At 73.1% G+C, this 20,464-nt stretch carries 19 protein-coding genes; 10 read left to right on the top strand and 9 right to left on the bottom strand.

All coding sequences use genetic code 11. The annotated features are described in order from the left end of the window. The first annotated feature begins 89 nt into the window (after positions 1-89). The 3 genes from FZ103_RS23245 to FZ103_RS23235 all read left to right on the top strand — a co-directional run bounded on the left by FZ103_RS23245 (position 90) and on the right by FZ103_RS23235 (position 4,116). The gene (locus FZ103_RS23245; protein ID WP_186356747.1) at positions 90-1,055 is read left to right on the top strand and encodes an IS481 family transposase; all 966 of its coding nucleotides are present in this window, start codon (positions 90-92) and stop codon (positions 1,053-1,055) included. Positions 1,056-1,422: 367 nt separating this feature from the next. Then, positions 1,423-3,057 carry a chaperonin GroEL gene (gene groL / locus FZ103_RS23240; RefSeq protein ID WP_156004237.1) on the top strand — a complete coding sequence of 545 codons (1,635 nt, stop codon included), beginning with the start codon at positions 1,423-1,425 and terminating at the stop codon, positions 3,055-3,057. A gap of 294 nt (positions 3,058-3,351) precedes the next feature. Beyond that, positions 3,352-4,116, top strand: a complete 765-nt coding sequence (locus FZ103_RS23235; RefSeq protein ID WP_222936840.1) for a maleylpyruvate isomerase family mycothiol-dependent enzyme — start codon at positions 3,352-3,354, stop codon at positions 4,114-4,116. 317 nt (positions 4,117-4,433) lie between these two features. Here FZ103_RS23235 and FZ103_RS23230 read toward each other — a convergent pair whose 3' ends face one another. Then, positions 4,434-5,354 (bottom strand): LysR family transcriptional regulator, encoded by a 921-nt coding sequence (locus tag FZ103_RS23230; RefSeq protein WP_156004235.1) that lies wholly within the window; start codon positions 5,352-5,354, stop codon positions 4,434-4,436. Positions 5,355-5,447: 93 nt separating this feature from the next. Between FZ103_RS23230 and FZ103_RS23225 the strand changes: the two genes are divergently transcribed. Together FZ103_RS23225 and FZ103_RS23220 are read left to right on the top strand one after the other, a co-directional pair. After that, on the top strand, positions 5,448-5,927 hold the full coding sequence (locus FZ103_RS23225) for a DoxX family protein (protein ID WP_156004233.1): 480 nt from the start codon (positions 5,448-5,450) through the stop codon (positions 5,925-5,927). A gap of 305 nt (positions 5,928-6,232) precedes the next feature. Continuing rightward, on the top strand, positions 6,233-6,826 hold the full coding sequence (locus FZ103_RS23220) for a phospholipid scramblase-related protein (RefSeq protein WP_343233671.1): 594 nt from the start codon (positions 6,233-6,235) through the stop codon (positions 6,824-6,826). 59 nt (positions 6,827-6,885) lie between these two features. On the opposite strand, the gene FZ103_RS23215 is transcribed toward FZ103_RS23220, so the two are convergent. Next, on the bottom strand, positions 6,886-7,875 hold the full coding sequence (locus FZ103_RS23215; protein ID WP_156004229.1) for a R2-like ligand-binding oxidase: 990 nt from the start codon (positions 7,873-7,875) through the stop codon (positions 6,886-6,888). Positions 7,876-8,149: 274 nt separating this feature from the next. Here FZ103_RS23215 and FZ103_RS23210 point away from each other — a divergent pair, with 274 nt between their 5' ends. Beyond that, positions 8,150-8,386: a hypothetical protein gene (locus FZ103_RS23210; protein ID WP_186356755.1), complete on the top strand. Its 237-nt coding sequence runs from the start codon at positions 8,150-8,152 to the stop codon at positions 8,384-8,386. Positions 8,387-8,413: 27 nt separating this feature from the next. On the opposite strand, the gene FZ103_RS23205 is transcribed toward FZ103_RS23210, so the two are convergent. From FZ103_RS23205 to FZ103_RS23185, 5 genes are all read right to left on the bottom strand, one after another. Continuing rightward, the gene (locus FZ103_RS23205) at positions 8,414-10,060 is read right to left on the bottom strand and encodes a DNA repair helicase XPB (protein WP_186356754.1); all 1,647 of its coding nucleotides are present in this window, start codon (positions 10,058-10,060) and stop codon (positions 8,414-8,416) included. 616 nt (positions 10,061-10,676) lie between these two features. Then, on the bottom strand, positions 10,677-11,162 hold the full coding sequence (locus FZ103_RS23200) for a hypothetical protein (RefSeq protein WP_156004227.1): 486 nt from the start codon (positions 11,160-11,162) through the stop codon (positions 10,677-10,679). Between the two features lie 302 nt (positions 11,163-11,464). Next, entirely contained in the window at positions 11,465-11,902 is a 438-nt protein-coding gene (locus FZ103_RS23195; RefSeq protein WP_156004225.1) for a hypothetical protein, read from the bottom strand. A gap of 253 nt (positions 11,903-12,155) precedes the next feature. Then, positions 12,156-14,624, bottom strand: coding sequence for a helicase-associated domain-containing protein (locus FZ103_RS23190; RefSeq protein ID WP_156004223.1), 2,469 nt, complete (start codon positions 14,622-14,624; stop codon positions 12,156-12,158). Between the two features lie 45 nt (positions 14,625-14,669). Next, positions 14,670-15,020 (bottom strand): hypothetical protein, encoded by a 351-nt coding sequence (locus FZ103_RS23185; protein WP_156004221.1) that lies wholly within the window; start codon positions 15,018-15,020, stop codon positions 14,670-14,672. A gap of 199 nt (positions 15,021-15,219) precedes the next feature. On the opposite strand from FZ103_RS23185, the gene FZ103_RS23180 reads away from it, so the two are divergent. From FZ103_RS23180 to FZ103_RS23165, 4 genes are all read left to right on the top strand, one after another. Further along, a complete protein-coding gene (locus FZ103_RS23180) occupies positions 15,220-16,020 on the top strand; it encodes a hypothetical protein (RefSeq protein ID WP_156004219.1) in 801 nt (266 codons plus the stop codon). 720 nt (positions 16,021-16,740) lie between these two features. Further along, on the top strand, positions 16,741-17,124 hold the full coding sequence (locus tag FZ103_RS25915; protein ID WP_186356753.1) for a cold-shock protein: 384 nt from the start codon (positions 16,741-16,743) through the stop codon (positions 17,122-17,124). 191 nt (positions 17,125-17,315) lie between these two features. Then, on the top strand, positions 17,316-18,125 hold the full coding sequence (locus tag FZ103_RS23170; protein WP_186356752.1) for a DUF3027 domain-containing protein: 810 nt from the start codon (positions 17,316-17,318) through the stop codon (positions 18,123-18,125). Between the two features lie 191 nt (positions 18,126-18,316). After that, positions 18,317-18,982, top strand: coding sequence for an AIM24 family protein (locus tag FZ103_RS23165; RefSeq protein ID WP_156004215.1), 666 nt, complete (start codon positions 18,317-18,319; stop codon positions 18,980-18,982). A 27-nt stretch (positions 18,983-19,009) separates the two neighbouring features. Here the strand turns inward: FZ103_RS23165 and FZ103_RS23160 are convergent, their stop codons facing one another. Together FZ103_RS23160 and FZ103_RS23155 are read right to left on the bottom strand one after the other, a co-directional pair. Further along, the gene (locus FZ103_RS23160; protein WP_186356751.1) at positions 19,010-19,915 is read right to left on the bottom strand and encodes a transposase; all 906 of its coding nucleotides are present in this window, start codon (positions 19,913-19,915) and stop codon (positions 19,010-19,012) included. A 62-nt stretch (positions 19,916-19,977) separates the two neighbouring features. Continuing rightward, on the bottom strand, positions 19,978-20,464 hold a 487-nt coding region (locus FZ103_RS23155), incomplete at its 5' end, for an integrase core domain-containing protein (RefSeq protein WP_156004213.1).

Genomic DNA, 20,464 nt, shown 5'->3' with positions numbered 1-20,464 from the left:
CGACACGCCCCCGACAGCGGTTGAACAAGAAGAGGGCCTTCTGATCCCGGTGTGGATGACAAGTCTGCACCGATGCTCAGGAGGCCCTCGTGTGCCACCGTAACGCGCCACTGACCCCTACCGGCAGACTCCGCCTGGCCCGGTGCGTCGTCGAGGACGGCTACAGCCGCCGCGAGGCGGCCGAACGCTTCGGCGTCTCACCCAGGACCGCCCACAGATGGGCACGCCGCTACCGCGACGAGGGCGAGGCCGGCATGGGCGACCGCCCCAGCCGCCCCCACCACAGCCCGGCCCGCACCCCCGCGGCAACCGAACAGCAGGTGCTCGACCTGCGCCGCGAGCACCGCCTGGGGCCACTGCGGCTGGCCGCGCGCACCGGTATCGGGCCCGCCACCTGCCACCGCATCCTCACGCGCCGCGGCATGGCGCCGCTGGCGGCCTGCGACCGGGCCACCGGCGAGCCGGTGCGCCGCTACGAACGCGCCCGCCCCGGCGACCTGGTCCACATCGACGTCAAGAAACTCGGCCGCATCCCCGACAGCGGCGGCCACAAGGTACTGGGCCGGGCCGCCGGCCGCAGCAACAAAGACACCGACGGCCGCGGCCGGGGGTACCTGTTCCTACACACCGCCCTGGACGACCACTCCCGCCTGGCCTACACCGAGATCCTGACCGACGAGACCGCCCCCACCTGCGCCGGGTTCCTCCGCCGCGCCGTGGCGTGGTTCGCCCGGCGCGGCGTCACCGCCCGGCGGGTCCTGACCGACAACGCCTGGGCCTACACCAAGACCACCTGGCGCACCACGTGCCGACAGCTGGGCATTGGCCCGCGCTGGACCCGGCCCTGGCGGCCCCAGACCAACGGCAAGGTCGAACGCTTCCACCTGACCCTGCTCGAAGAATGGGCCTACCAGCGGCCCTACACCTGCGAAGCCCAGCGCCAGGCCGCATTCGGCGACTGGCTCGACTGGTACAACTATCATCGGCCCCACACCGGGATCGGCGGCCGCACTCCCGCCAGCCGCGTTACCAACCTCCCGGGACATCACACCTAGCCCGCCGCCGGCCGTCGGATCCCGCGGCCGCGCCGCCGGCGCCTCGGGCGTCCGCGGCGCGGCCGGGCCCGTGTCCCGCCGCCCCCCGGGGGGCGGGGCGCGGGCTTTCGCGCGTCCGGGCCGGTGAGGAGTCGTTGACCTGCGGGTAACCCTGCGGGGAACTGTGGTGAGGGCGTTTGCACTCGCATATGGAGAGTGCTAATAATGGTTTCGCTGGCACTCTGACACGAGGAGTGCTAAGCCCTGGTTCGAGGCGATGAGGCCGCGGACTCCGGCAGAGGGGTTGCCGGACCCGCCGCGGTCGTCCGTCGCGGGCGTCGGCTCGTACCTTCGCGTATCACCCCGGTCTCGGGAGGACTAGAAGTCTATGGCAGCCAAACTCATCGCGTTCGACGAAGAGGCCCGCCGCGGCCTCGAGCGCGGCATGAACCAGCTCGCTGACGCAGTGAAGGTGACGCTGGGCCCCAAGGGCCGCAACGTCGTGCTGGAGAAGAAGTGGGGCGCCCCCACCATCACCAACGACGGCGTCTCCATCGCCAAGGAGATCGAGCTCGAGGACCCGTGGGAGAAGATCGGCGCCGAGCTCGTCAAGGAGGTCGCCAAGAAGACCGACGACGTCGCCGGTGACGGCACCACCACCGCCACCGTGCTCGCTCAGGCCATGGTGCGCGAGGGCCTGCGCAACGTCGCGGCCGGCGCCAGCCCGGTCGGCCTGAAGCGGGGCATCGACTCCGCGGTCACCCGCATCAGCGAGGAGCTGGCCAACCTGTCCAAGGAGGTCGAGACCAAGGAGCAGATCGCCTCCACCGCCTCGATCTCGGCCGGCGGCGACGTCCAGATCGGCGAGGCCATCTCCGAGGCCATGGACAAGGTCGGCAAGGAAGGCGTCATCACCGTCGAGGAGGGGCAGACCTTCGGGCTGGAGCTGGAGCTCGCCGAGGGCATGCGCTTCGACAAGGGCTACATCTCGCCCTACTTCGCCACCGACCTGGAGCGCATGGAGACGGTGCTTGAGGACCCCTACATCCTCATCGCCAACCAGAAGATCTCCAACAACAACGAGTTCCTGCCGATCGTCGAGAAGGTCCTGCAGGCCGGCCGTCCGCTGATGGTCATCGCCGAGGACCTCGAAGGCGGCGCGCTGCAGACCCTCGTCGTCAACAAGATCCGCGGCACCTTCAAGTCCGTGGCCGTCAAGGCCCCGGGCTTCGGCGACCGCCGCAAGGCCCAGCTCGAGGACATCGCCGTCCTGACCGGCGGCCAGGTCATCACCGAAGAGGTGGGCCTGAAGCTGGAGAACACCGAGCTGGACATGCTCGGCCGCGCCCGCAAGGTCGTCGTCACCAAGGACGAGACCACCATCGTGGACGGCGCCGGCGACGCCACCAACATCTCCGGCCGGGTCAACGAGATCCGCAACGAGATCGAGCGCACCGACTCCGACTACGACCGCGAGAAGCTGCAGGAGCGCCTGGCCCGCCTGGCCGGCGGCGTCGCGGTCATCAAGGCCGGTGCCGCCACCGAGGTGGAGCTCAAGGAGCGCAAGCACCGCATCGAGGACGCGGTCCGCAACGCCAAGGCGGCCGTCGAGGAAGGCATCCTGCCCGGCGGCGGTGTGGCGCTGCTCCAGGCCGGCGTCCCGGTCTTCGAGAAGCTGGACCTGCAGGGCGACGAGGCCATCGGTGCCGACATCGTCCGCCGGGCCATCGAGGAGCCGCTGAAGCAGATCGCGATCAACTCCGGCCTTGAGGGCGGGGTCGTCGCGGAGAAGGTGAAGAACATGGAGGCCGGCGTCGGCCTGAACGCCGCCACGGGCGAGTACACCGACCTGTTCAAGGACGGCGTCATCGACCCGACCAAGGTCACCCGTTCCGCGCTGCAGAACGCGGCCTCCATCGCCGGTCTGTTCCTGACCACCGAGGCCGTCATCGCCGAGAAGCCGGAGAAGCAGGCCGCGGGCGCCGGCGCCGACGCCGGCGGCATGGGCGGTATGGACTTCTAAGGCCTCTTCCGCGAAGAGGTCCGGCGAGTCCGGTACGCGAACTCGGCCTACCTGCGACGATCGGGCGGTCCCCGCTACGGGGGCCGCCCGATTCGCGTATGCGCCCTGTGGCGGGGCGACCGCAGCGCCTTCCCGCGGCACGGGGACGCGGATTCCGCACCGGGCGGCGGGCGCGGTGATAGCGTCATGTCCGCCCCGCGGTGCGCCGGGCGCGGCTCGGCGGATTCCGCGGCCGAGCAGGCGCCCGCCGCGTGCGCCGCGGAGGGGCGCGCAGATCCGGCACAGGAGGCCACGATGACCGTACCCCGCATCCGGCCCGAGGAGCCCATGGCGGTTCTCGGTGCAGTCGACGAGGCCACCGAGCGGCTGCTGCAGACCGCGTCGGCCCTGCGCCCCGACCAGGTCGGCGACCCCTCGCTGCTGCCCGGCTGGACGCGCGGCCACGTGCTGGCCCACCTCTCCCGCAGCGCCGAGGCGATGATCAGGCTGCTGGAGGGCGCGTGCGAGGGCCGCCAGGCCGACATGTACCCCAGCGCCGAGGCGCGCGAGCGCGACATCGAGGACGGTGCGGGGCGGATGCCCGAGGAGCAGGCCGCCGATGTCGCGGCCACCTCCCGGCGACTGGCCGAGGCCGTCCGCGACCTGCCCGAGCAGGCGTGGTCCTTCGAGATCAAGCACCGCTCCGGCCGCATCTTCCCGGCCGCGCGGATTCCGTGGATGCGGCTGGCCGAGGTGGAGTACCACCACGTCGACCTGGACCTGGGCTACGGGCCGGGCGACTGGCCGGAGGACTTCACTGCCGCCGAGCTGCCGAAACTGGCCGAGCGCTTCGCCGGCGAGCGGGAGCTGCCGCCGGTCCTGCTCCGCGACGCGGCGACCGGCGCCGAATTCCGCATCGGCGCCGCCGCGGGCCCGGCGGTGACCGCGGAGGGATCGGCCGACGGGCTCGTGGCTTGGCTCTCCGGCCGCGCCGACGGCACCGGCCTCATCGTCCACCGCGGCGGCACCCCGGCCAATGACCCCGCGGCGGTACTCCCGGATCTTCCGCCCATGCTGTGAGCGCCGCGCGGCTCGGCCTTCGGGTCGCCGGGGCGGCCCAGGGCCGCTCTCGGAACCGAGCGCGGCGCCGCGGAGGCGGCGCCCGGGTGCGGCACCGGCGTCGGGATCGCGGGCATTTCCGGATCCATTCCTCCGCCACCCTATCGGCGGCACACGGGAGAAACGCAGGTCAGGTGGTGAACCGGTTCAGTGAATGCTTGTAGAATGCGGTTCGGTCCTGGGAGGAGTAATTGGTGTTCGCGGTTCCCGCAACTTTCGGGAGCCTCTCGGTCGAACTCCGCCCGAATGGACGCGCCGGCCCGAATGGCCGCCTCCGGCTACGCCGGTTCGGCCACGGCGCCGGCCGGCGCGACGGCGGCGAAGAGGTCCGCCGCCGTGCGCACGAACAGCTCCACGGCCGGCTCGGCAGGTCCCTCGGGCCGGGCGAGGACGGTGCGGTAGGGGCTGGCGTCGGCGACGGGCACGTACACGACGTCGGGGCGCGGATTGCGCTCGGCGATGTGGCGGGGCACGAGCGCGAGCGCCTGGCCCAGCCCCACCACTTCGATGAGCTGGGAGATGTCGTGGACGAGCGGACCTTCGGCGGGGCGGCCGCCCCCGGCCCGGTCCTGACCGGACCAGTACCGCCGCCCGGCCTCGGTGTCGGCGGGCCAGGCGGGGAACGGCTCGCCGGAGAGGTCGGCGCAGTGGAGCCGGGTGCGCCGGGCCAGCCGGTGGCCGACCGGGACGGCGGCGACCCGCTCCTCGGAGCACAGCCCGTGCACCCGCAGTCCTTCCTCGTCGAAGGGGGTGCTGAGCAGGGCGAGGTCGGCCTCTCCGCTGCGCAGGGCGGCGGCCTGGGCGCAGTAGCCGGTGACCGCGATATCGGTCCGGGCGGCACCCGGCAGGGCGGCGTAGGCGCCGGCGATGCGGCGCAGCAGCTCGGTGCTGCGGCCGGGCGCCGCGGTGACGGTCAGCACGGTGGCCGTCCGCCCGGCCCGGCGGGTGCGCCGCGATGCGGCCGCCGCGGCCTCCAGCACCTTGTGCGCCTCGTTGCGCAGGGTCTCCCCGGCGGCGGTCAGCCGGACGGAGTTGTGGCCGCGGTGGAACAGCGGCGCGCCCAGGCGCCGCTCCATCCGCCTGATGGCCCGCGACAGGGGAGGCTGGGAGATGCCCATGCGCTCGGCCGCCCGGGAGAAATTCAGCTCCTCGGCGGCGGCCAGGAAGTAGCGCAATTCCCGTAAGTCGAACTCCTGCATACCTTTAGGGTATCCCGGACGTCCCGATCGGTATTTCCGTGGGGTAGGACGACCCTGCTCAAATGGACGGTATCCCCCAACAAAGGAGAACCGATGAAATACCTGGTACGCTCCGACGCCGTTCTCACCGACGCGGTGTTCCTGCTGGTGCGGCTCTGTGTCGGCGTCGTGTTCATCGCCCACGGCTGGGAGAAGGTCGCCGGGCAGGGCCTCGCCGCGACCATCGAGGGCAACCGCGAGCTGGGTATTCCGCTGCCGGAGCTGAGCGGGGCCTTCCTGGCCTACGGCGAGCTGATCGGCGGCGCGCTGCTGGTGCTGGGCGTGGCGACCCGCGCGGGCGCGGCGGCGCTCACTGTGATCATGCTCGGCGCCTGGGTGTTCGTGCACGGCGGCAGCGGGCTGATGCTGCAGAACGGCGGCTTCGAGTACGTGATGGTGCTGGCCGCCGTCAGCCTGCTGGTGCTGGCGTATGGCCCGGGCCGGTTCAGCATCGACGCGGTCGTCGCCGAGCGCTTCGGGGCCGCCGAGCCCGCCGCACGCACAGCCGGTGACAGGGCGGGCGCCGCCGGATAGGCGCGCAGGCGGACGCGGGCCCCGGGAGCCGGGCGCGCGTCCACCCGCCGAGCGCGGCGCACCGCCGGCTGCGCGGACCCCTCCGCGCCCTACCGCCGTGACGCTGCGTGCGGACGCCGCCACGCGCGGGCCGGGGGTGCCCTCGCGCGTGGCCGGCCGAGGCGAGCCGGCGGGCGGCGGCGGGCGGCGCCTCGCCGGGCGCACCCGCCGCCGGGATCGAATCCTGCGGTATGCGCGCACCGGACGCGGAAGGGAACGGCGAACGGGCGGGAACCCGCGCGGGGTCAGGTGCGTCCAACAGGACCGTGCAGGATCTCTTCAACACCGCGCCGATCGTGGTCAAGCAGCCCAAGCGGTTCCTGATCGACCAGTCGGAGTACTACTGCTACGACCGGTCCGGCAACCATCTCGCCCATGTGTACGAGGTGGGCCTCGACGGCGGCATGCAGGCGCTGCGGATCTTCGCCGGCAACACCGCCGGCTTCCAGCGCAAGCTGATGGTCAACGACGCCTGGCGGCGGCCTCGGCTCTACATCGAGAAGTCGTGGGCGCTGTTCACCGCGACGACCACGATCGCCCACCCCGACGGCCGCCCGATCGGCTACATCGAGCAGGACTTCAAGTTCTTCAAGGCCGGCTTCCGCCTGCTCGATCCCTGGAAGCGGCACATCGGCACGATCAGCGGCAACTTCTTCGGCTTCGACTTCCAGGTCAGCGACGCACACGAGCACGAGGTGGCGCGGGTCAACCGGCAGATGCCCGACATCGGCGAGCTGTTCACCGCCGCCGACAGCTACGTGCTCTGGCCGCGCTACCCCAACCTCCCCGAGCCGCTGAAGACCCTGGTGGTCGCCTCGGGCATCACCATCGACCTGGTGCTGATGGAAGGCAAGCGGTAGCCGCTCCCGCCGGGCGCCCCGGGCCCGGCCCGGGGCGCCGGTCGGCGCCTGCCTGCGGTTCAGCCGAGCCTGTCCATCTGGGCGCGGTCCTCCGCCCCGAACTGCTCCTCCAGCTCCTCGGGCGTGGCGTCGACGTCGATGCGGGCCACGGGCATGCCCCTGGCGGTCTCGATGGCGCCCAGCCGGCGCAGCGCCCGGTCGGCCGCGTAGTCCATCAGCTCCTTGTCGGAGAGCATGTACTGCTTCTCGTCCTCGCTGGGCTCGGGCTCGTTGCTGCGCTGCACCACCGCGGTGACGTGGGGGAGCAGCTCGTTCAGCCGCTCGGAGACGACCTCCCAGTTGGCGTCGTCGGCCGCCACGTGGCGGCGGCAGGTGAAGGTGCCCCAGGCCATGTGCCGCCGCTCGTCGTCGCCGATGCGCTTGATGATCTCCCGCATGCCGGGGAAGATCCCGCGGACGGTGCAGATGTGGTTCCAGGAGTGGTAGCCGGTCAGCGCCAGCGACCCCTCGATGATGTGGTTGTAGGTAACCGAGGCGCGCACCTGGTTGCGCGGGCTGGGGTCGTCGGCGAGCGCGTTCAGGGACGCGGGCAGCTCGGAGTAGAACAGGGCGCGGTAGCCGGGGTTGTTCTCGACGTAGCCGTGCAGGTCCTCGGTGATCCCGACCGCGTCCAGCCACATGCGGAACACCTGGACGTGCTTGGCCTCCTCGAACGCGAACTGCGTCAGGTACATCTCGTCGCCGAGGCGGCCCTCGGCGGCCATCGCCCGGATGAAGGGCTGGATGTCCTCGGTGACCGCCTCCTCTCCGGCCACGAACAGGGCGCACAGCCGCATGATGCGCGCTCTGGCCTCGTCGGACAGCTGCCGCCAGTCCTCGGCGTCCCGGCTCATGTCGATGTCCCGCGGGTTCCAGAACTTGGCGTTGCCCTTGGCGAAGAGCCGCAGGGGGAACGAGTCCCAGTTGAGGCCGTTGGCGCGCAGGGAGTGGAAGCCGTGGCGCTGCTCGGGGGGCGAGGCGGGCACGGCGGAGTCGGCGAGATCGGTCATCGGGGGGCACCTCCGAGTAGTCTTGGCCCATCATTGGACGCCAACGGCGTTCGTGTAAAGGCGGCGTGCCGTGTCGGCCGAGCGCCCGCGCCCCGGGACCGCGGGGATCCGCGGGCGGTGCCGCAGGCGCGCGGGCGCCGCGTCCCGCGATACGGTCGGTTGTGCGTCCCCGGGCAACGTCTCGTTCGCCTGCAGCGGCGACCGGGTCCGCTGTGCGGCCCGCAGCGGACGCTCCGCCTGTTCATCCGTGCATTCTCGCCTACCGGGAGAAAACGTGTTCTGCGGCGATCCGGGAAGTTCGGGCTACGCCTCATGCGCCGAACAGGAGGGCCTGTTCGCGATCGCGTCGCTGATTCCGGCGATGCTCGCGCTGGTGCTCATGGTCGCCGCCTTCGCGACGCCCGCCGTACGCAGGAACCCATCGCTGCGGACCCAGACGCTCGGCTACTCCCTGATCGCCTGGTGCCTGGCCGGTTTCACCATCGTGCTGGGCGCGCTGCCGCCGCTCTAGCCGCCGCGGGCGGCGGCCCGACGGTGCTCAGAGTTCGTCGCCGGCCAGCACGTCGTCGGCGTCGGCGATGCGGTAGGCATACCCCTGCTCGGCGAGGAACCGCTGGCGGTGGGCGGCGAAGTCCTGGTCGATGGTGTCGCGGGCGGTGACCGCGTAGAACCGGGCGCTGCGGGAGTCGGACTTGGGCCGCAGCAGCCGGCCGAGCCGCTGGGCCTCCTCCTGGCGGGAGCCGAACGAGCCGGAGACCTGGATGGCCACACCCGCCTCGGGCAGGTCGATGGAGAAGTTGGCGACCTTGGAGACGACCAGGGTGTGCAGCTCGCCGGAGCGGAACGCCTCGAACAGCCGCTCGCGCTCCTTGACCCGGGTCTCGCCCTTGATCACGGGCGCCTCCAGCGCTTCGCCCAGCTCGTCGAGCTGGTCGATGTAGGACCCGATGATGAGCGTCTGCTCGCCCTCGTGCCGGCGCACCAGCTCGCGCACCACCTCGGTCTTGGCGGCCGAGGAGGCGCAGAAGCGGTAGCGGTCCTCGGGGTCGGCGGTGGCGTAGGCCAGCCGCTCGGAGTCGGTGAGGTTGACGCGCACCTCCACGCAGTCGGCCGGGGCGATCCAGCCCTGGTTCTCCATCTCCTTCCACGGCGCGTCGTAGCGCTTGGGCCCGATGAGGGAGAACACGTCGCCCTCGCGGCCGTCCTCGCGTACGAGCGTGGCCGTCAGCCCCAGCCGCCGCCGCGCCTGCAGGTCGGCGGTCATGCGGAAGATCGGTGCGGGCAGCAGGTGCACCTCGTCGTAGATGATCAGGCCCCAGTCGCGGGCCTCGAACAGCTCCAGGTGGCTGTGGACGCCCTTCTTGCGCGCGGCCATGACCTGGTAGGTGGCGATGGTGACCGGGCGGATGTCCTTGCGGGTGCCCGAGTACTCGCCGATCTCGTCCTCGGTGAGGGTCGTGCGGCGCAGCAGTTCGCTGCGCCACTGGTGCACCGCGACGGTGTTGGTGACCAGGATCAGCGTGGTGGACTCGGCCAGCGACATCGCGGCCGCCCCCACGATGGTCTTGCCGGCGCCGCAGGGCAGCACCACCACGCCCGAGCCGCCGGCGTAGAAGCTTTCGGCCGCTTCGCGCTGGTAGCCGCGCAGCTGCCAGCCGTCCTCGGCGAGGTCGACGGCGTGGGCCTCGCCGTCCACGTAGCCCGCGTAGTCCTCGGCCGGCCAGCCGAGCTTGAGCAGCGCCTGCTTGAGGTTTCCCCGCTCGCTGGGGTGCACGGCGACGGTGTCGTCGTCGACCCGCTCGCCGAGCATGCCCTTGATCTTCTTGGCGCGGACGACCTCCTCCAGCACCGCCCTGTCCACCGCGTGCAGCACGAGCCCGTGGATGGGGTGGGTCTGCAGGCGCAGCCGGCCGTAGCGGTCCATCGTCTCGGCGATGTCGACCAGCAGCGAGTGCGGGACGGGGAAGCGCGAGTAGCTGATGAAGGCGTCGATGACCTGCTCGGCGTCGTGGCCGGCGGCGCGCGCGTTCCACAGCGCCAGGGGGGTCACGCGGTAGGTGTGCACATGCTCGGGCGCGCGCTCCAGCTCGGCGAAGGGCGCGATGGCGCGGCGGCAGTCGTCGGCCAGCTCATGGTCGACTTCCAGCAGCAGGGTCTTGTCGGACTGGACGATCAGGCAGGACACACGTACCTCGCAGCAGGGGTCTGGGCGGCGGTCGCCCCGGGGCGCGCCACGGCGTGCAACGCCGGAGCGGCCGGCGATATGCCCCGCGGAGCGCCACCGCCCCAACCTTACGCGCAGCGCGAAGACGGCGGCGGGAGTCCGGCGGACGCGCGTGTGCCCGGGATCGCGGCGGCAGCAGGAGCTAGAAGCATTGCCGTGGAGTTAAGCGTGCCGCCCGTGTGCCAAATCGCCGGAAAATTGGACGGAGCTCCTGCGCCGGGCCCGCGTGGGTACAAGATCACCGCCGATGGGGGCGTCGACCGCGCGGATTTCGCGGGATCCGGGCCGGATGCCGGGGATTGCCGCGCGCTCGATGGCCCGGCACGGCCCCCGGAGCGGATCGGTCGGCCCGAACCCTCGGAGATGCCTTCCCGGCCCCGCCCGCCCTCGCCGCCCACCGCCACCGGCGGGCACCGGGACCGATGGGCGCGGGCTCAGCCCCTCGCCGTCCTCGATGCCCCGTTGCTCACCGCTCTACGGGCCTACCAAGGCCACGATGGCCACGATCAGTATCGACATCATGACCGTATCGAGTCCTTGGCACGCCGCCGGAACGCCTAGCTACACGTCATTGGAGCTAGAAGGAGAGGATGACCATAACGGCCGCGGTGAGGATCACGGCCATCAGGGCGAGGTAGACGAGGATGCACGCCCAGGTGTAGCGGATGTAGCGCTCGACCTCCATGGGTTCGCTGAGCCGGGTGAGCGCCACGATGCCGAAGGCGATGGCGGGCACGTTCACCAGCAGGCTCAGCACGGGGAAGCCGAGGAAGAGGAAGAGCAGCGGGCACAGCAGGGTGCCCAGCGCGCACAGCAGCGCGGTGACGGCGCTGCCGACGCGGGCGGGCGGCTGCGCGGGAGGCGGGAACCGGGGCTGCGGGGCGGGCAGGCCGCCCGGTGCGCCGCCGGCGCCCTGGTGCGGCCCGGCGGTCGCGGGCGGGGCCGGAACGAAGGGGTCGCGGGCGCCTGAATCCGGACGGGGCGCCGCGGTCGGCGGGCCGAGGCCGCCGGAGGCCGGCTCGGTGTGCCAGTAGGAGCTCGGCCGGGTCCAGAAGTCGCTCATCGGCTTCCGCCTTTCGTGGTCGCCCCGGCGGGAGAGCACCCCGCACCCGCCGGGCCGACCGGGCCGTCCGCGGTGCGGTCGCAGCCCGGTCCTGCTCGCCAGCGTAATGCGCCCGGGCCGGCGTGCGCCAAGGGCCGCCGCCGGCCTGTGGACGACCGCAAACGCCCGTCCGCGCCGCCCCGCGCCCGATCCCGCTCTCGCCGGACAGTGGCGCTCGTTCACCGAGACCGCGCCCGACTCCGTCGGCATGGCGATGCGGCCGGACTGACCGTTATCCGGCCGGGCCCCGGTCCGGCGGCCGTTCAGTACGGGACCACGACACCCTCGAACAGCGATCCCGCCTGGGTGAACAGCCACAGCGTCAGCACCAGCATCACCGCGACCATCACCGCGGCCGCGCCCAGGCAGTACCAGGAGTAGCGGGTGAGGGTCTCGGCCTCGACGTACCTGCCCTGGTCGCGCTTGTGGCCGGCGCGCACGGCGAACACGATGCCGAGCACGCCGAAGATCCAGTTGAAGCAGCACAGGAACGTCAGGGCGTGCAGGATCAGCGCCATCGTGGGGCTGCTGGCGCCCGCGGGCGGGCCGGCGGGCGCACCGCCGTCGGACCGGCCGCCCTCGGCGGGCCGCGCCTGCCCGGGCTCCTCCCGGCTGCGCTCGCGGGGCCGGGGCTCGCGGTGTCCGGGCGGCGGCTCGTCGCTCGGCGAGGACGCACCGGGCGGCAGCGACTGGTTGCTCATGGGGGCTTCGCCATCCTCCTCTGGCCGACTCCGGCCGGGGTCAGGGCCGGCTGCATGTCGGGACCGCGATCCCGGCGGAACCGCGGCCGTGTCCCAGCAGCAATCTAGTGGGCGTGCGGGGGACGCGGGGCGCCGAGAACCGGTCGCGCGCACGGCCGCGCGGGGCGCCGCACTCCGGCGCCCGGTCAGGCCGCCGCAGCCGCCCCGTGCGCCCGGCCGGCGCGCCGGGGCGCCCGGAGCCGGCCGCGCGGTCTCAGTGCGAGGAGGCGTCCAGGTCGGCCACGCCGGTAATGCGGTGGACGGCGAAGCGGTGGACCGCCGCGCGGGTGGCGTCGTAGGCGGTGAGGAAGCCCCCCTCCACCCGGGCGGGCTCGACGATGCGGCTGCTGGCCCGGCCCTCGGTGTCGAGGTATCCGATCCACACCCGGCGGCCCTGCGTCGCGGCCTCCGACAGCGCTCTCAGCGTTGCGGCGGTGGGCGAGCGCGGGGGAGCGCCGTCGGGGGCGGAAACGGGGCGGCGCGCGGTGGTGGCGGCCTCGTCGCCCGCGCGCACCGCCCGGACGGCCGCCATGCGCAGCTCGGCGCCGGGAGCCGCGGGCTCCTCCAGGTCGCGGGCCGCCGAGGCCGCCGAGGCAGCCCCGGCGCGGCGCGGAGCGGTCCCGGTCAGCTGCACGGTGCCGTCGGCCGCCTCGGCCACGGGATGGTAGCCCAGCTCCTCCAGGCGCCCCAGGAGCACCGGGCGCGTGGCGCGGCTCGCGATCACCGTGGGGGCCAGCCGGAACAGCTGCAGGTCTGCCGCCCGGCGGTCGCCGGCCAGCTGGTCCAGCACGGTCGGCTCATCGCAGCGCAGGTAGCTGGAGGCGGTGCCGATGCGCAGCCGCCCGTGCCGGCGCGCCACGTCGGAGACGAGGTAGCGCAGCGGCTGCGGCAGCTCGGTGGAGGAATGGCGCTCCAGCAGCGCGATCAGGTCGTCGGCCCCGCGCCCGGCATCCAGGGCCCGGCGGATCGAGGCCTCGGTGAAGCGGTAGACGGTCGCGCCGCCGGTGGACTCCACGTCCGCCGCCAGCGCCAGCTCCCGCGCCAGCCGCGGGACCAGCGGACCGGGCGCCACGGCGGTCAGGTCGCCCTGCACCAGGACCGTCTCCAGCGGCTCGGGCATCTCGGCGGCCAGCAGCTCCCCGGAGGCGGTCTTGTCGCGCTCGGCCAGCGGGGCGTCCTCGGCGTCCAGCTCCTCGACCAGGGCGCGGGTGTGCGGAGCCGGCGCGCCCCGGCCCGTCAGGCCCAGCAGCGCGGCCTCCCGCAGTGTCGAGGAGACCAGATCGGCATAGGCCGGGCCCTGGCGGCGCGGGCGCAGCCAGGCGAGCCGGGCCGCCACCGACTCCTCGTCGGGGGCGAGGTCCTCGGGGGCGGCGGCCAGCACACCCAGCACGTCCAGCCGCACCTCCGGAGCCGAGCGGCGGTCGAGGCCCTCGCCCAGCACCGGGCGCGAGCGGCCGCGGGAGTCCTTGGTACCGCTGAGCGAGGCCACCCGCGGCGAGCGCAGCCAGGCCTCGGCCAGCCGCAGCCACCGGCGCTCCGCCGGCGCCTCCCGCCACAGGTCGAACTCGGGTGTGGGCAGCCACTCGCCGTCGACCTCGCCGTCCGCGGCGAGCAGGCCGGCGGCGCGGGCCGTCTCGATCAGCAGCGCCGCCGCGGTCTCGTCGGTGTCGAGGTCGCGGGCGGCGCGGCGCAGGTCCCGGATGCCCAGCCCGCCGCTGCGCAGCACCCCCGGCGGATCCTCGGCCCAGCGCTCCAGCAGCTCGGCGACCGAGCGGATCACGGTGAACGCCTGCCCGGCGGCGGCACGGACCACCGTGTCGGCGCCGGGCCGCTTCCCGGAAAGCTCCAAAGGCGCGGTCTGCGCTTCGTGGAACAGCGTCCCCCCGCGCAGGTGCAGCGCGACCTCGCGCGGCAGCGCCACCGTGTCCTCGGCGGTGGGCACGAGCAGGCCCAGCGCGAGCAGCCGGTCGATCGGCGAGGACGCCGAGGCGAGGTCGCCTCCGCGGTTCGCGGCCCCCGAGACCGTGCCCTGCGGCGGCCCCCACAGCAGCCGGTCCAGCACCGGCCGCGCCCGGGGGCCGGCCAGCTCCAGTGCCCGCTCCAGCCGGGCGGGCTCGCCCAGGGCCGCGGCGATGCGCTCGGCCGGTCCGCCCTCGCCGTATCCGGTCGCCAGACCCAGCCCGGCGGCGACCCGGTCCAGCGCCTCGGCGGGGCGGTCGGCCAGCAGCGTCCGCAGCGGCGGGCCGAGCCCCGCCGGGGTGCGCAGGATGTCGCCCAGGACGCTGACCGGCCGCAGCCGCGGGCCGTCCTCCCACACCAGCGCGCTCGCCAGCAGGCCGGACAGTGTGTCGCCGAGCCGCTCGGCGCCGGCGCCCAGCGCCGCGGCGAGCCTGTCGCGCTCGACGCCGGGCGGGCCGCCGAGGCGCTCGTCGCCCAGCGCGACCAGGCCCTCCAGCACCTGCAGCCCGAACCGGTCGAGCCGGTCGAGGACGCGCAGCACCGCCGGTCGCGCGGTGGCGCGCGAGGCCAGGGCGGCGATATCGGCGGGGACGGGGGTGACCAGGTCCGGGCGCAGCGCGAAGAGCGCGGCCAGCTGCGCATCGGTCCGGTTGCGCAGCCAAGCGGTGAAGGTGGGAGGACGCCCGCCGGAGCCGCCGGGTCCCGCATCAGCGTCGTGGGTCATCGCCTTCAACGCTATGCGATGGCGGTCCCGCGGCCGGGCCCGCGGTCACTCGAAGTCGATGCGCACCGACTCGACGCTGTCCAGCGGGGGCATCCACTGGCTGTCGTCGCGGCCGACGCCCACGGCGCGGCCGGTGCAGCCGGGGCCGGAGTAGAAGCGGTAGGTGGCGATGGGGTCGGCGTCGGCGAAGGTGATCGTCCGGTCGCGGTCGTAGTCGTGGCAGCCGTCGGGCACCCGCAGCTCCTTGTAGCCGATGCCGGGAGCGGCGTAGACCTCCAGCCGTCCGGAGTCGGCGCCCTGCTCGGGCGCGGCCGGCTGCGCGGCGGCCGGTGCGGGCGCGGCGAGGGCGGCCGCGGCCAGTGCGGCGCCCGCCAAAGTGAGGATGCGGGTCGGCATGCTGCCTCCTGCTCGTGGATGAATCGGGTTCGGACTGCGGCGTATGGCGGGGCGCCCCCATTCATACACGCCCTACGGTGACCATGCGGCTACTTCGGGTAGTGAGTTTCGGGATTTCTGTAGGGCCGCAATCCAGTCCACCCGGAAGAGGGGCGGTCGCCCCATGGGCCACTCCGCGATCTTGCGGCACCATTGGTCCATGACGGAGCAGGCCGCACAGCTCGTGCTGCAATACCTGTCGCGGGTCGCCGACGCCGCGTACGGGAACGTGCCCGCCCGGCGCCGCACCGCCTACCTCTCCGAACTGCGCGGCCGAATCGAGCGCGCATGCGCTGCGGCCGGTGCGCAAACCACCGACGACGTGCGCCGAATCCTGCGGGGTTTCGGGCGTCCCACCGACCTGGTCGCCCGGGAACTCGCCACCGAAACCGCCGACGGCCCCCCTGCGGCCGAAGCCTCCGTCACCGTGGAGCCCGGCGGCGGGGCGGACGCCGGCGCGGAAGCGGAGAAGGCCTCAGCCCGGCCGGGTGCGGCCGCCGCCCCGGCCCACCGGCCCGTGCGCGAACCCCCGCCGTGGCGCTCCGGCTCGTCGGGCGGCGCCCGTCCGCGCAGGCGGGGGCGCTCCGGCCCGACGGGGGAGCCCCGCCGCGCCGACGTCCTCGTGCGGCTTCCGGGCGCGCTGCGGCGCCACCCCGCCGAGGCACTGGCCATCGGCCTCTATGCGGCGGCCGCGGCCGTGGGCGCGCTGGCCGCGGTGTGGCTGGTCGGCGCGGCGATCGTCGCGCTGAGTCGGGCGTGGACGGGCCTCGACAAGGCCGCCGGCGTGGGCGTGCCCGTCCTCGCCACGCTGGTCGGCATGGCGCTGTGGGAGAGCGGCGCCAAGCACATCTACATCGACGAGATCATCTGGGAGTCGCTGGCGGCCACCGGGGTGGTCGGCCTGCGCATCGCTGCCCTGGGCACCGCCCTGTTCCTGGCGGCGCGGCTGTCCCGCGCCTGAGCCCGCGCCGGCGGCCGCCGGCGCCAACTCCGGGCAAGCCGCGCCCCCGGTCCGGTCAGCTCAGTGCCAAGCTTGCGGAATATCCGGGTCGAGGCGCGTTTCCCGGCGAGTCGCGATCTTGACGCCGGGTAATCATGCTCCTGCGTCCACATCCGGTCGGAAGCTCGGCCGGGAGGGCGTCGAGCGGCGTTTGGCCCGAGGCGGTCGACGCGCCGCCGGAGGTCGGTGGCGTGCCGGTGGCGCCGGGTCCCGTCCCATAACTCCGCAACCAGCGGCATCGGTAGCGCCCCGATCGAGGGGTCCGGAGAAGCCGCGTCCGGACCCCTCCCTCCCGTCACCCCCGCCGCCCCAGCGGTGGCGCTGCGCGCCGCGTATCCCCTCCCGTCACCCCCCCCCGCCGCCCGCCCGTCGCCCCCCACCACCCCAGCGGTGGCGCTGCGCGCCGCGTGCTTTCCCGGAAGGCGCTGCGCGCCGCACGCCTCCTGCCGGCCGGCCCGCCGCATCCTTCGGCGGGGCGCGCAGCGGGTGCGTTCCCGGGAAGCGGCCTACGCCGCATTCTTGTTCGCTCCGCGCCACATTCCGGCATTTCACGGGGTAATTCACTCGCCTGCCGGGAAGTCGGAGCACTAGCCTGAAATGGCCCCTGTGGGAGGATGAGGCGTCAGGCGACGGCTCCCCGCCCCTTGGACGAACTTCGACGGCGAGAACGTGAGGTCACACGTGCCCACCGGCAAGGTCAAGTGGTACGACAGCGACAAGGGATTCGGCTTTCTCACCCGCGACGACGGCGGTGAGGTCTTCGTGCACTCCTCGGCGCTGCCCGGCGGAACCGAGTCGCTGCGTTCCGGGCAGCGCGTCGAGTTCGGCATCGTCGAGGGTCGCAAGGGAGCGCAGGCGCTCCAGGTCAGGCTGCTGGACGCGCCACGCTCGGTGGTCAAGGCGCAGCGCAAGAAGCCCGACGAGATGGTCGTCATCGTGGAGGACCTCATCAAGCTCCTCGACGGGGTGTCGGCGACCTACCGCAGAGGCAAGCATCCCGAGCGGCGCGAAGCCGCCAAGATCGCCCAGGTGCTCCGCAAGGTCGCCGACGACCTGGAGGCCTGACCCCCGGCCACCCTCCGCCCGTGCCGCGCGGCGCGGGCGGACCTGAGCGCGGCATCGGGCGCGGGGCGCGGCGTGACTCCCGCCACACCCCGCGCCCGGCCCTCCCGAAACCGGCCCGTCGAGGACGTAACGGTCGACTATCGATCGGTATCTTGGTCATGTCGGTGCCCGTTATCAGCGAAAATGGAAACGTGAGCCCTAGCCGCCGTTCTCCCGCACCAGACAAGGCATGTATCGAAGCGGTCGATCTCGCCCGCTCCGCGGCCGTCGAGATCGGACACCCGGAGTGGGTCGGTGAGCACCTCTCCGCCTATGTCGAGGGTGACCGCGTGGTCACCCACCTGTTCGCCTGCCTCGACCCCGCCTATTCGGGCTGGCGCTATGCCGTGACCGTGGTCCGCGCCTCGCGGGCCAAGAAGGTCACGGTCAACGAGGCCGTCCTGCTCCCCGGCGCCGAGGCGCTGCTGGCACCGGAGTGGGTGCCCTGGAAGGAGCGCCTGCGCCCCGGCGACCTCGGCGTGGGCGACCTGCTGCCCAGTGCCGACGACGACGACCGCCTGAAGCCCGGCTACGCCCAGGTTCCCGAGGACGAGTTGGAAGAGGAGGGCCTCGACCGGCAGATGGTCTGGGAACTGGGCCTGGGCCGGCCGCGCGTGCTCTCCGAGACCGGACGCGAGGCCGCCGCCCAGCGCTGGTACAACGGCGAGAGCGGCCCGCGCAGCGCCATCGCCGCCGCCGCGCCCGCCCAGTGCGCCACCTGCGGCTTCATGACGCCCCTGGCCGGGGAGTTCCGGCAGATGTTCGGGGTCTGCGCCAACGAGCTCGCCCCCGACGACGGCCGCGTGGTCTCCATGGACCACGGCTGCGGCGCCCACTCCGAGGCCTCCCAGGGGGCGGTGCCCACCGAGGCGCCGCTGCGCCCCGTCGTCGACGAACTGGGCTACGACCACATCGTCTTCGAAGACACCAGCGAACTGGAGCTGGTCTCCTCCGACAGCTGATCCGGCCCCGCGCCGCCCGGCGGCGCGGGGCCGCGTGCGCGAAGCCCGGCGATGGAACCCTGCCGGCGGGAACCCGTGCGCGGTGCCGCGGCGTCCGACGAGGATGGGCGGGAATCCGTCCACCGCGTCGGCACCGGCGCGCCGGAGCGAGCGCCGGGCCGCGGCACGGCCCGGCGGAAAGGGGTCTGAGGATGCGCAGTCCGCTGTTCGACGAGGTCCAGGAGTCCCAGCAGCGCGGCATGGTGCTGCAGAACTCGAAGATGCTGAAGGTCGGCCTGGACGGCGAGGTCTACGCCCGGCAGGGCTCGATGGTGGCCTACCAGGGCGACGTCGACTTCGCCTACAAGGGCTCCGGCGGACTCGGCAAGTTCTTCAAGAAGTCGCTGACGGGCGAGGGACTTCCGCTGATGACCGTCTCGGGGCGCGGCGACGTGTTCTTCGCCCGCGACGCCTGGGACATCCACGTGATCGATCTCGAGGGCGACTCCCTGACGGTGAACGGCGAGAACGTGCTGGCGTTCGAGTCGGGCCTGGACTGGGACATCAAGCGCGTCGAGGGCGCGGGCCTGGGGGCCGGCGGCCTGTTCAACACGGTGTTCACCGGCACCGGCCGCATCGCGGTCGCCTGCCACGGCACGCCCGTGCTACTGCAGGTGGACCAGCCCACGTTCGTCGACACACAGTCGGCCGTCGCCTGGGCGACCAGCCTCAAGACCGGTGTCCGCAGCACCGCCAAGGCCGGCGCGCTGATCGGCCGCGGCAGCGGCGAGGCGTTCCAGCTGGCCTTCGAGGGCCAGGGCTTCGTCCTGGTCCAGGCATCCGAGGGCGCGCCGCCCGCCGCCTCCGCGCAGGGCTAGATCGTTGATGGGAGTTTGGTGTCCTGGTCAGTGGTCGTAGGCGATCAGCGACCGCTTGACGGGGGCGGCGATCAGCCAGTTGTGCCAGATCGCGGCATTGAGCGCACAGATGCGCTGGCAGGTGCGCGCCCAGAGCCCTTCGGCGGTGCGGGCGGCGTGGCGCTCCAGTCCGAGCTGGTTCTTCAACGTCCAGATCACCGCCTCGATGCGCTGGCGCAGCCATCCCGGGAAGTGCCGGGGGCCGTGTCCGCGCTGCTTCTCGGACTCCAGGGCGGGGCGCACGATGGTATGTCCCGTCGCGGCCACGGCGGACTCGATGCCGGCGCCGGCGAAGCCCTTGTCGCACACGATCGGGCCCGGGCCGGGCGCGGCCTGGTGGACGTGCAGCAGGTGCAGGGCCTGCTTGCGTTCGTCCAGCTCCTTGGGGTGGGCCAGGCTGAAGGCGCAGACCGCCCCCTCGGCGGTGGTGACGAGCATGAGTTTGGCGCCCCAGTAGAAGGCGTGGTGGGACTTGTCCACGCCGTATCCGGCGATCTCGCCCAGCCCGGAGCGGTTGACCGTGACGCGGGAGGCGCCGCAGCGCAGCGGGGTGCCGTCCATCAGCCGCAGGTTCTCGTGCCAGGTCGGAACCGCGCGGGCCAGCCACATGGAGGCGGCGAGCAGGGCGGGGGCCGCATCGCGCAGGTGGCGGTTGTACTCGGATTGGCCGGGCAGGCGGGGGAAGAGGTGGCCGATCCGGGCGGGTGCGGTACGCATCCAGCGGCGCTCGGAGTCGCAGCGCAGCAGGACTTGGGCGATGGCGACGCAGACGAGTTCGGCGTCGGTGAGCAGCCGTTTGGGGCCGCGTTTTCCCGGTTTCCTGCCCGAGGGCAGGACGTGGTCGTCCAGGTGGACATAGAGTGCGATCAGAAGGGCGTCCAGGTTCGTGTTCACAGCTTGAGCATGGGCGCCCTTCGTCGTGCCCGCAGGAGTTCCGACAAACTCCCATCAACGATCTAGGTGTGATGTCCCGGGAGGTTGGTAACGCGGCTGGCGGGAGTGCGGCCGCCGATCCCGGTGTGGGGCCGATGATAGTTGTACCAGTCGAGCCAGTCGCCGAATGCGGCCTGGCGCTGGGCTTCGCAGGTGTAGGGCCGCTGGTAGGCCCATTCTTCGAGCAGGGTCAGGTGGAAGCGTTCGACCTTGCCGTTGGTCTGGGGCCGCCAGGGCCGGGTCCAGCGCGGGCCAATGCCCAGCTGTCGGCACGTGGTGCGCCAGGTGGTCTTGGTGTAGGCCCAGGCGTTGTCGGTCAGGACCCGCCGGGCGGTGACGCCGCGCCGGGCGAACCACGCCACGGCGCGGCGGAGGAACCCGGCGCAGGTGGGGGCGGTCTCGTCGGTCAGGATCTCGGTGTAGGCCAGGCGGGAGTGGTCGTCCAGGGCGGTGTGTAGGAACAGGTACCCCCGGCCGCGGCCGTCGGTGTCTTTGTTGCTGCGGCCGGCG

Origin of the sequence: Streptomonospora sp. PA3, assembly GCF_009728995.1 — a bacterium.
Lineage (GTDB): Bacteria > Actinomycetota > Actinomycetes > Streptosporangiales > Streptosporangiaceae > Streptomonospora.
This window is presented reverse-complemented; position numbering and strand designations above follow the sequence as displayed.

Bases quoted from the DNA above. Each gene is read 5' to 3' on its own strand.
- groL (WP_156004237.1), top strand. From the start codon at position 1,423: ATGGCAGCCAAACTCATCGCGTTCGACGAAGAGGCCCGCCGCGGCCTC.
- FZ103_RS23235 (WP_222936840.1), top strand. From the start codon at position 3,352: ATGACCGTACCCCGCATCCGGCCCGAGGAGCCCATGGCGGTTCTCGGT.
- FZ103_RS23230 (WP_156004235.1), bottom strand. From the start codon at position 5,354: ATGCAGGAGTTCGACTTACGGGAATTGCGCTACTTCCTGGCCGCCGCC.
- FZ103_RS23225 (WP_156004233.1), top strand. From the start codon at position 5,448: ATGAAATACCTGGTACGCTCCGACGCCGTTCTCACCGACGCGGTGTTC.
- FZ103_RS23215 (WP_156004229.1), bottom strand. From the start codon at position 7,875: ATGACCGATCTCGCCGACTCCGCCGTGCCCGCCTCGCCCCCCGAGCAG.
- FZ103_RS23200 (WP_156004227.1), bottom strand. From the start codon at position 11,162: ATGAGCGACTTCTGGACCCGGCCGAGCTCCTACTGGCACACCGAGCCG.
- FZ103_RS23195 (WP_156004225.1), bottom strand. From the start codon at position 11,902: ATGAGCAACCAGTCGCTGCCGCCCGGTGCGTCCTCGCCGAGCGACGAG.
- FZ103_RS23190 (WP_156004223.1), bottom strand. From the start codon at position 14,624: ATGACCCACGACGCTGATGCGGGACCCGGCGGCTCCGGCGGGCGTCCT.
- FZ103_RS23185 (WP_156004221.1), bottom strand. From the start codon at position 15,020: ATGCCGACCCGCATCCTCACTTTGGCGGGCGCCGCACTGGCCGCGGCC.
- FZ103_RS23180 (WP_156004219.1), top strand. From the start codon at position 15,220: ATGACGGAGCAGGCCGCACAGCTCGTGCTGCAATACCTGTCGCGGGTC.
- FZ103_RS23165 (WP_156004215.1), top strand. From the start codon at position 18,317: ATGCGCAGTCCGCTGTTCGACGAGGTCCAGGAGTCCCAGCAGCGCGGC.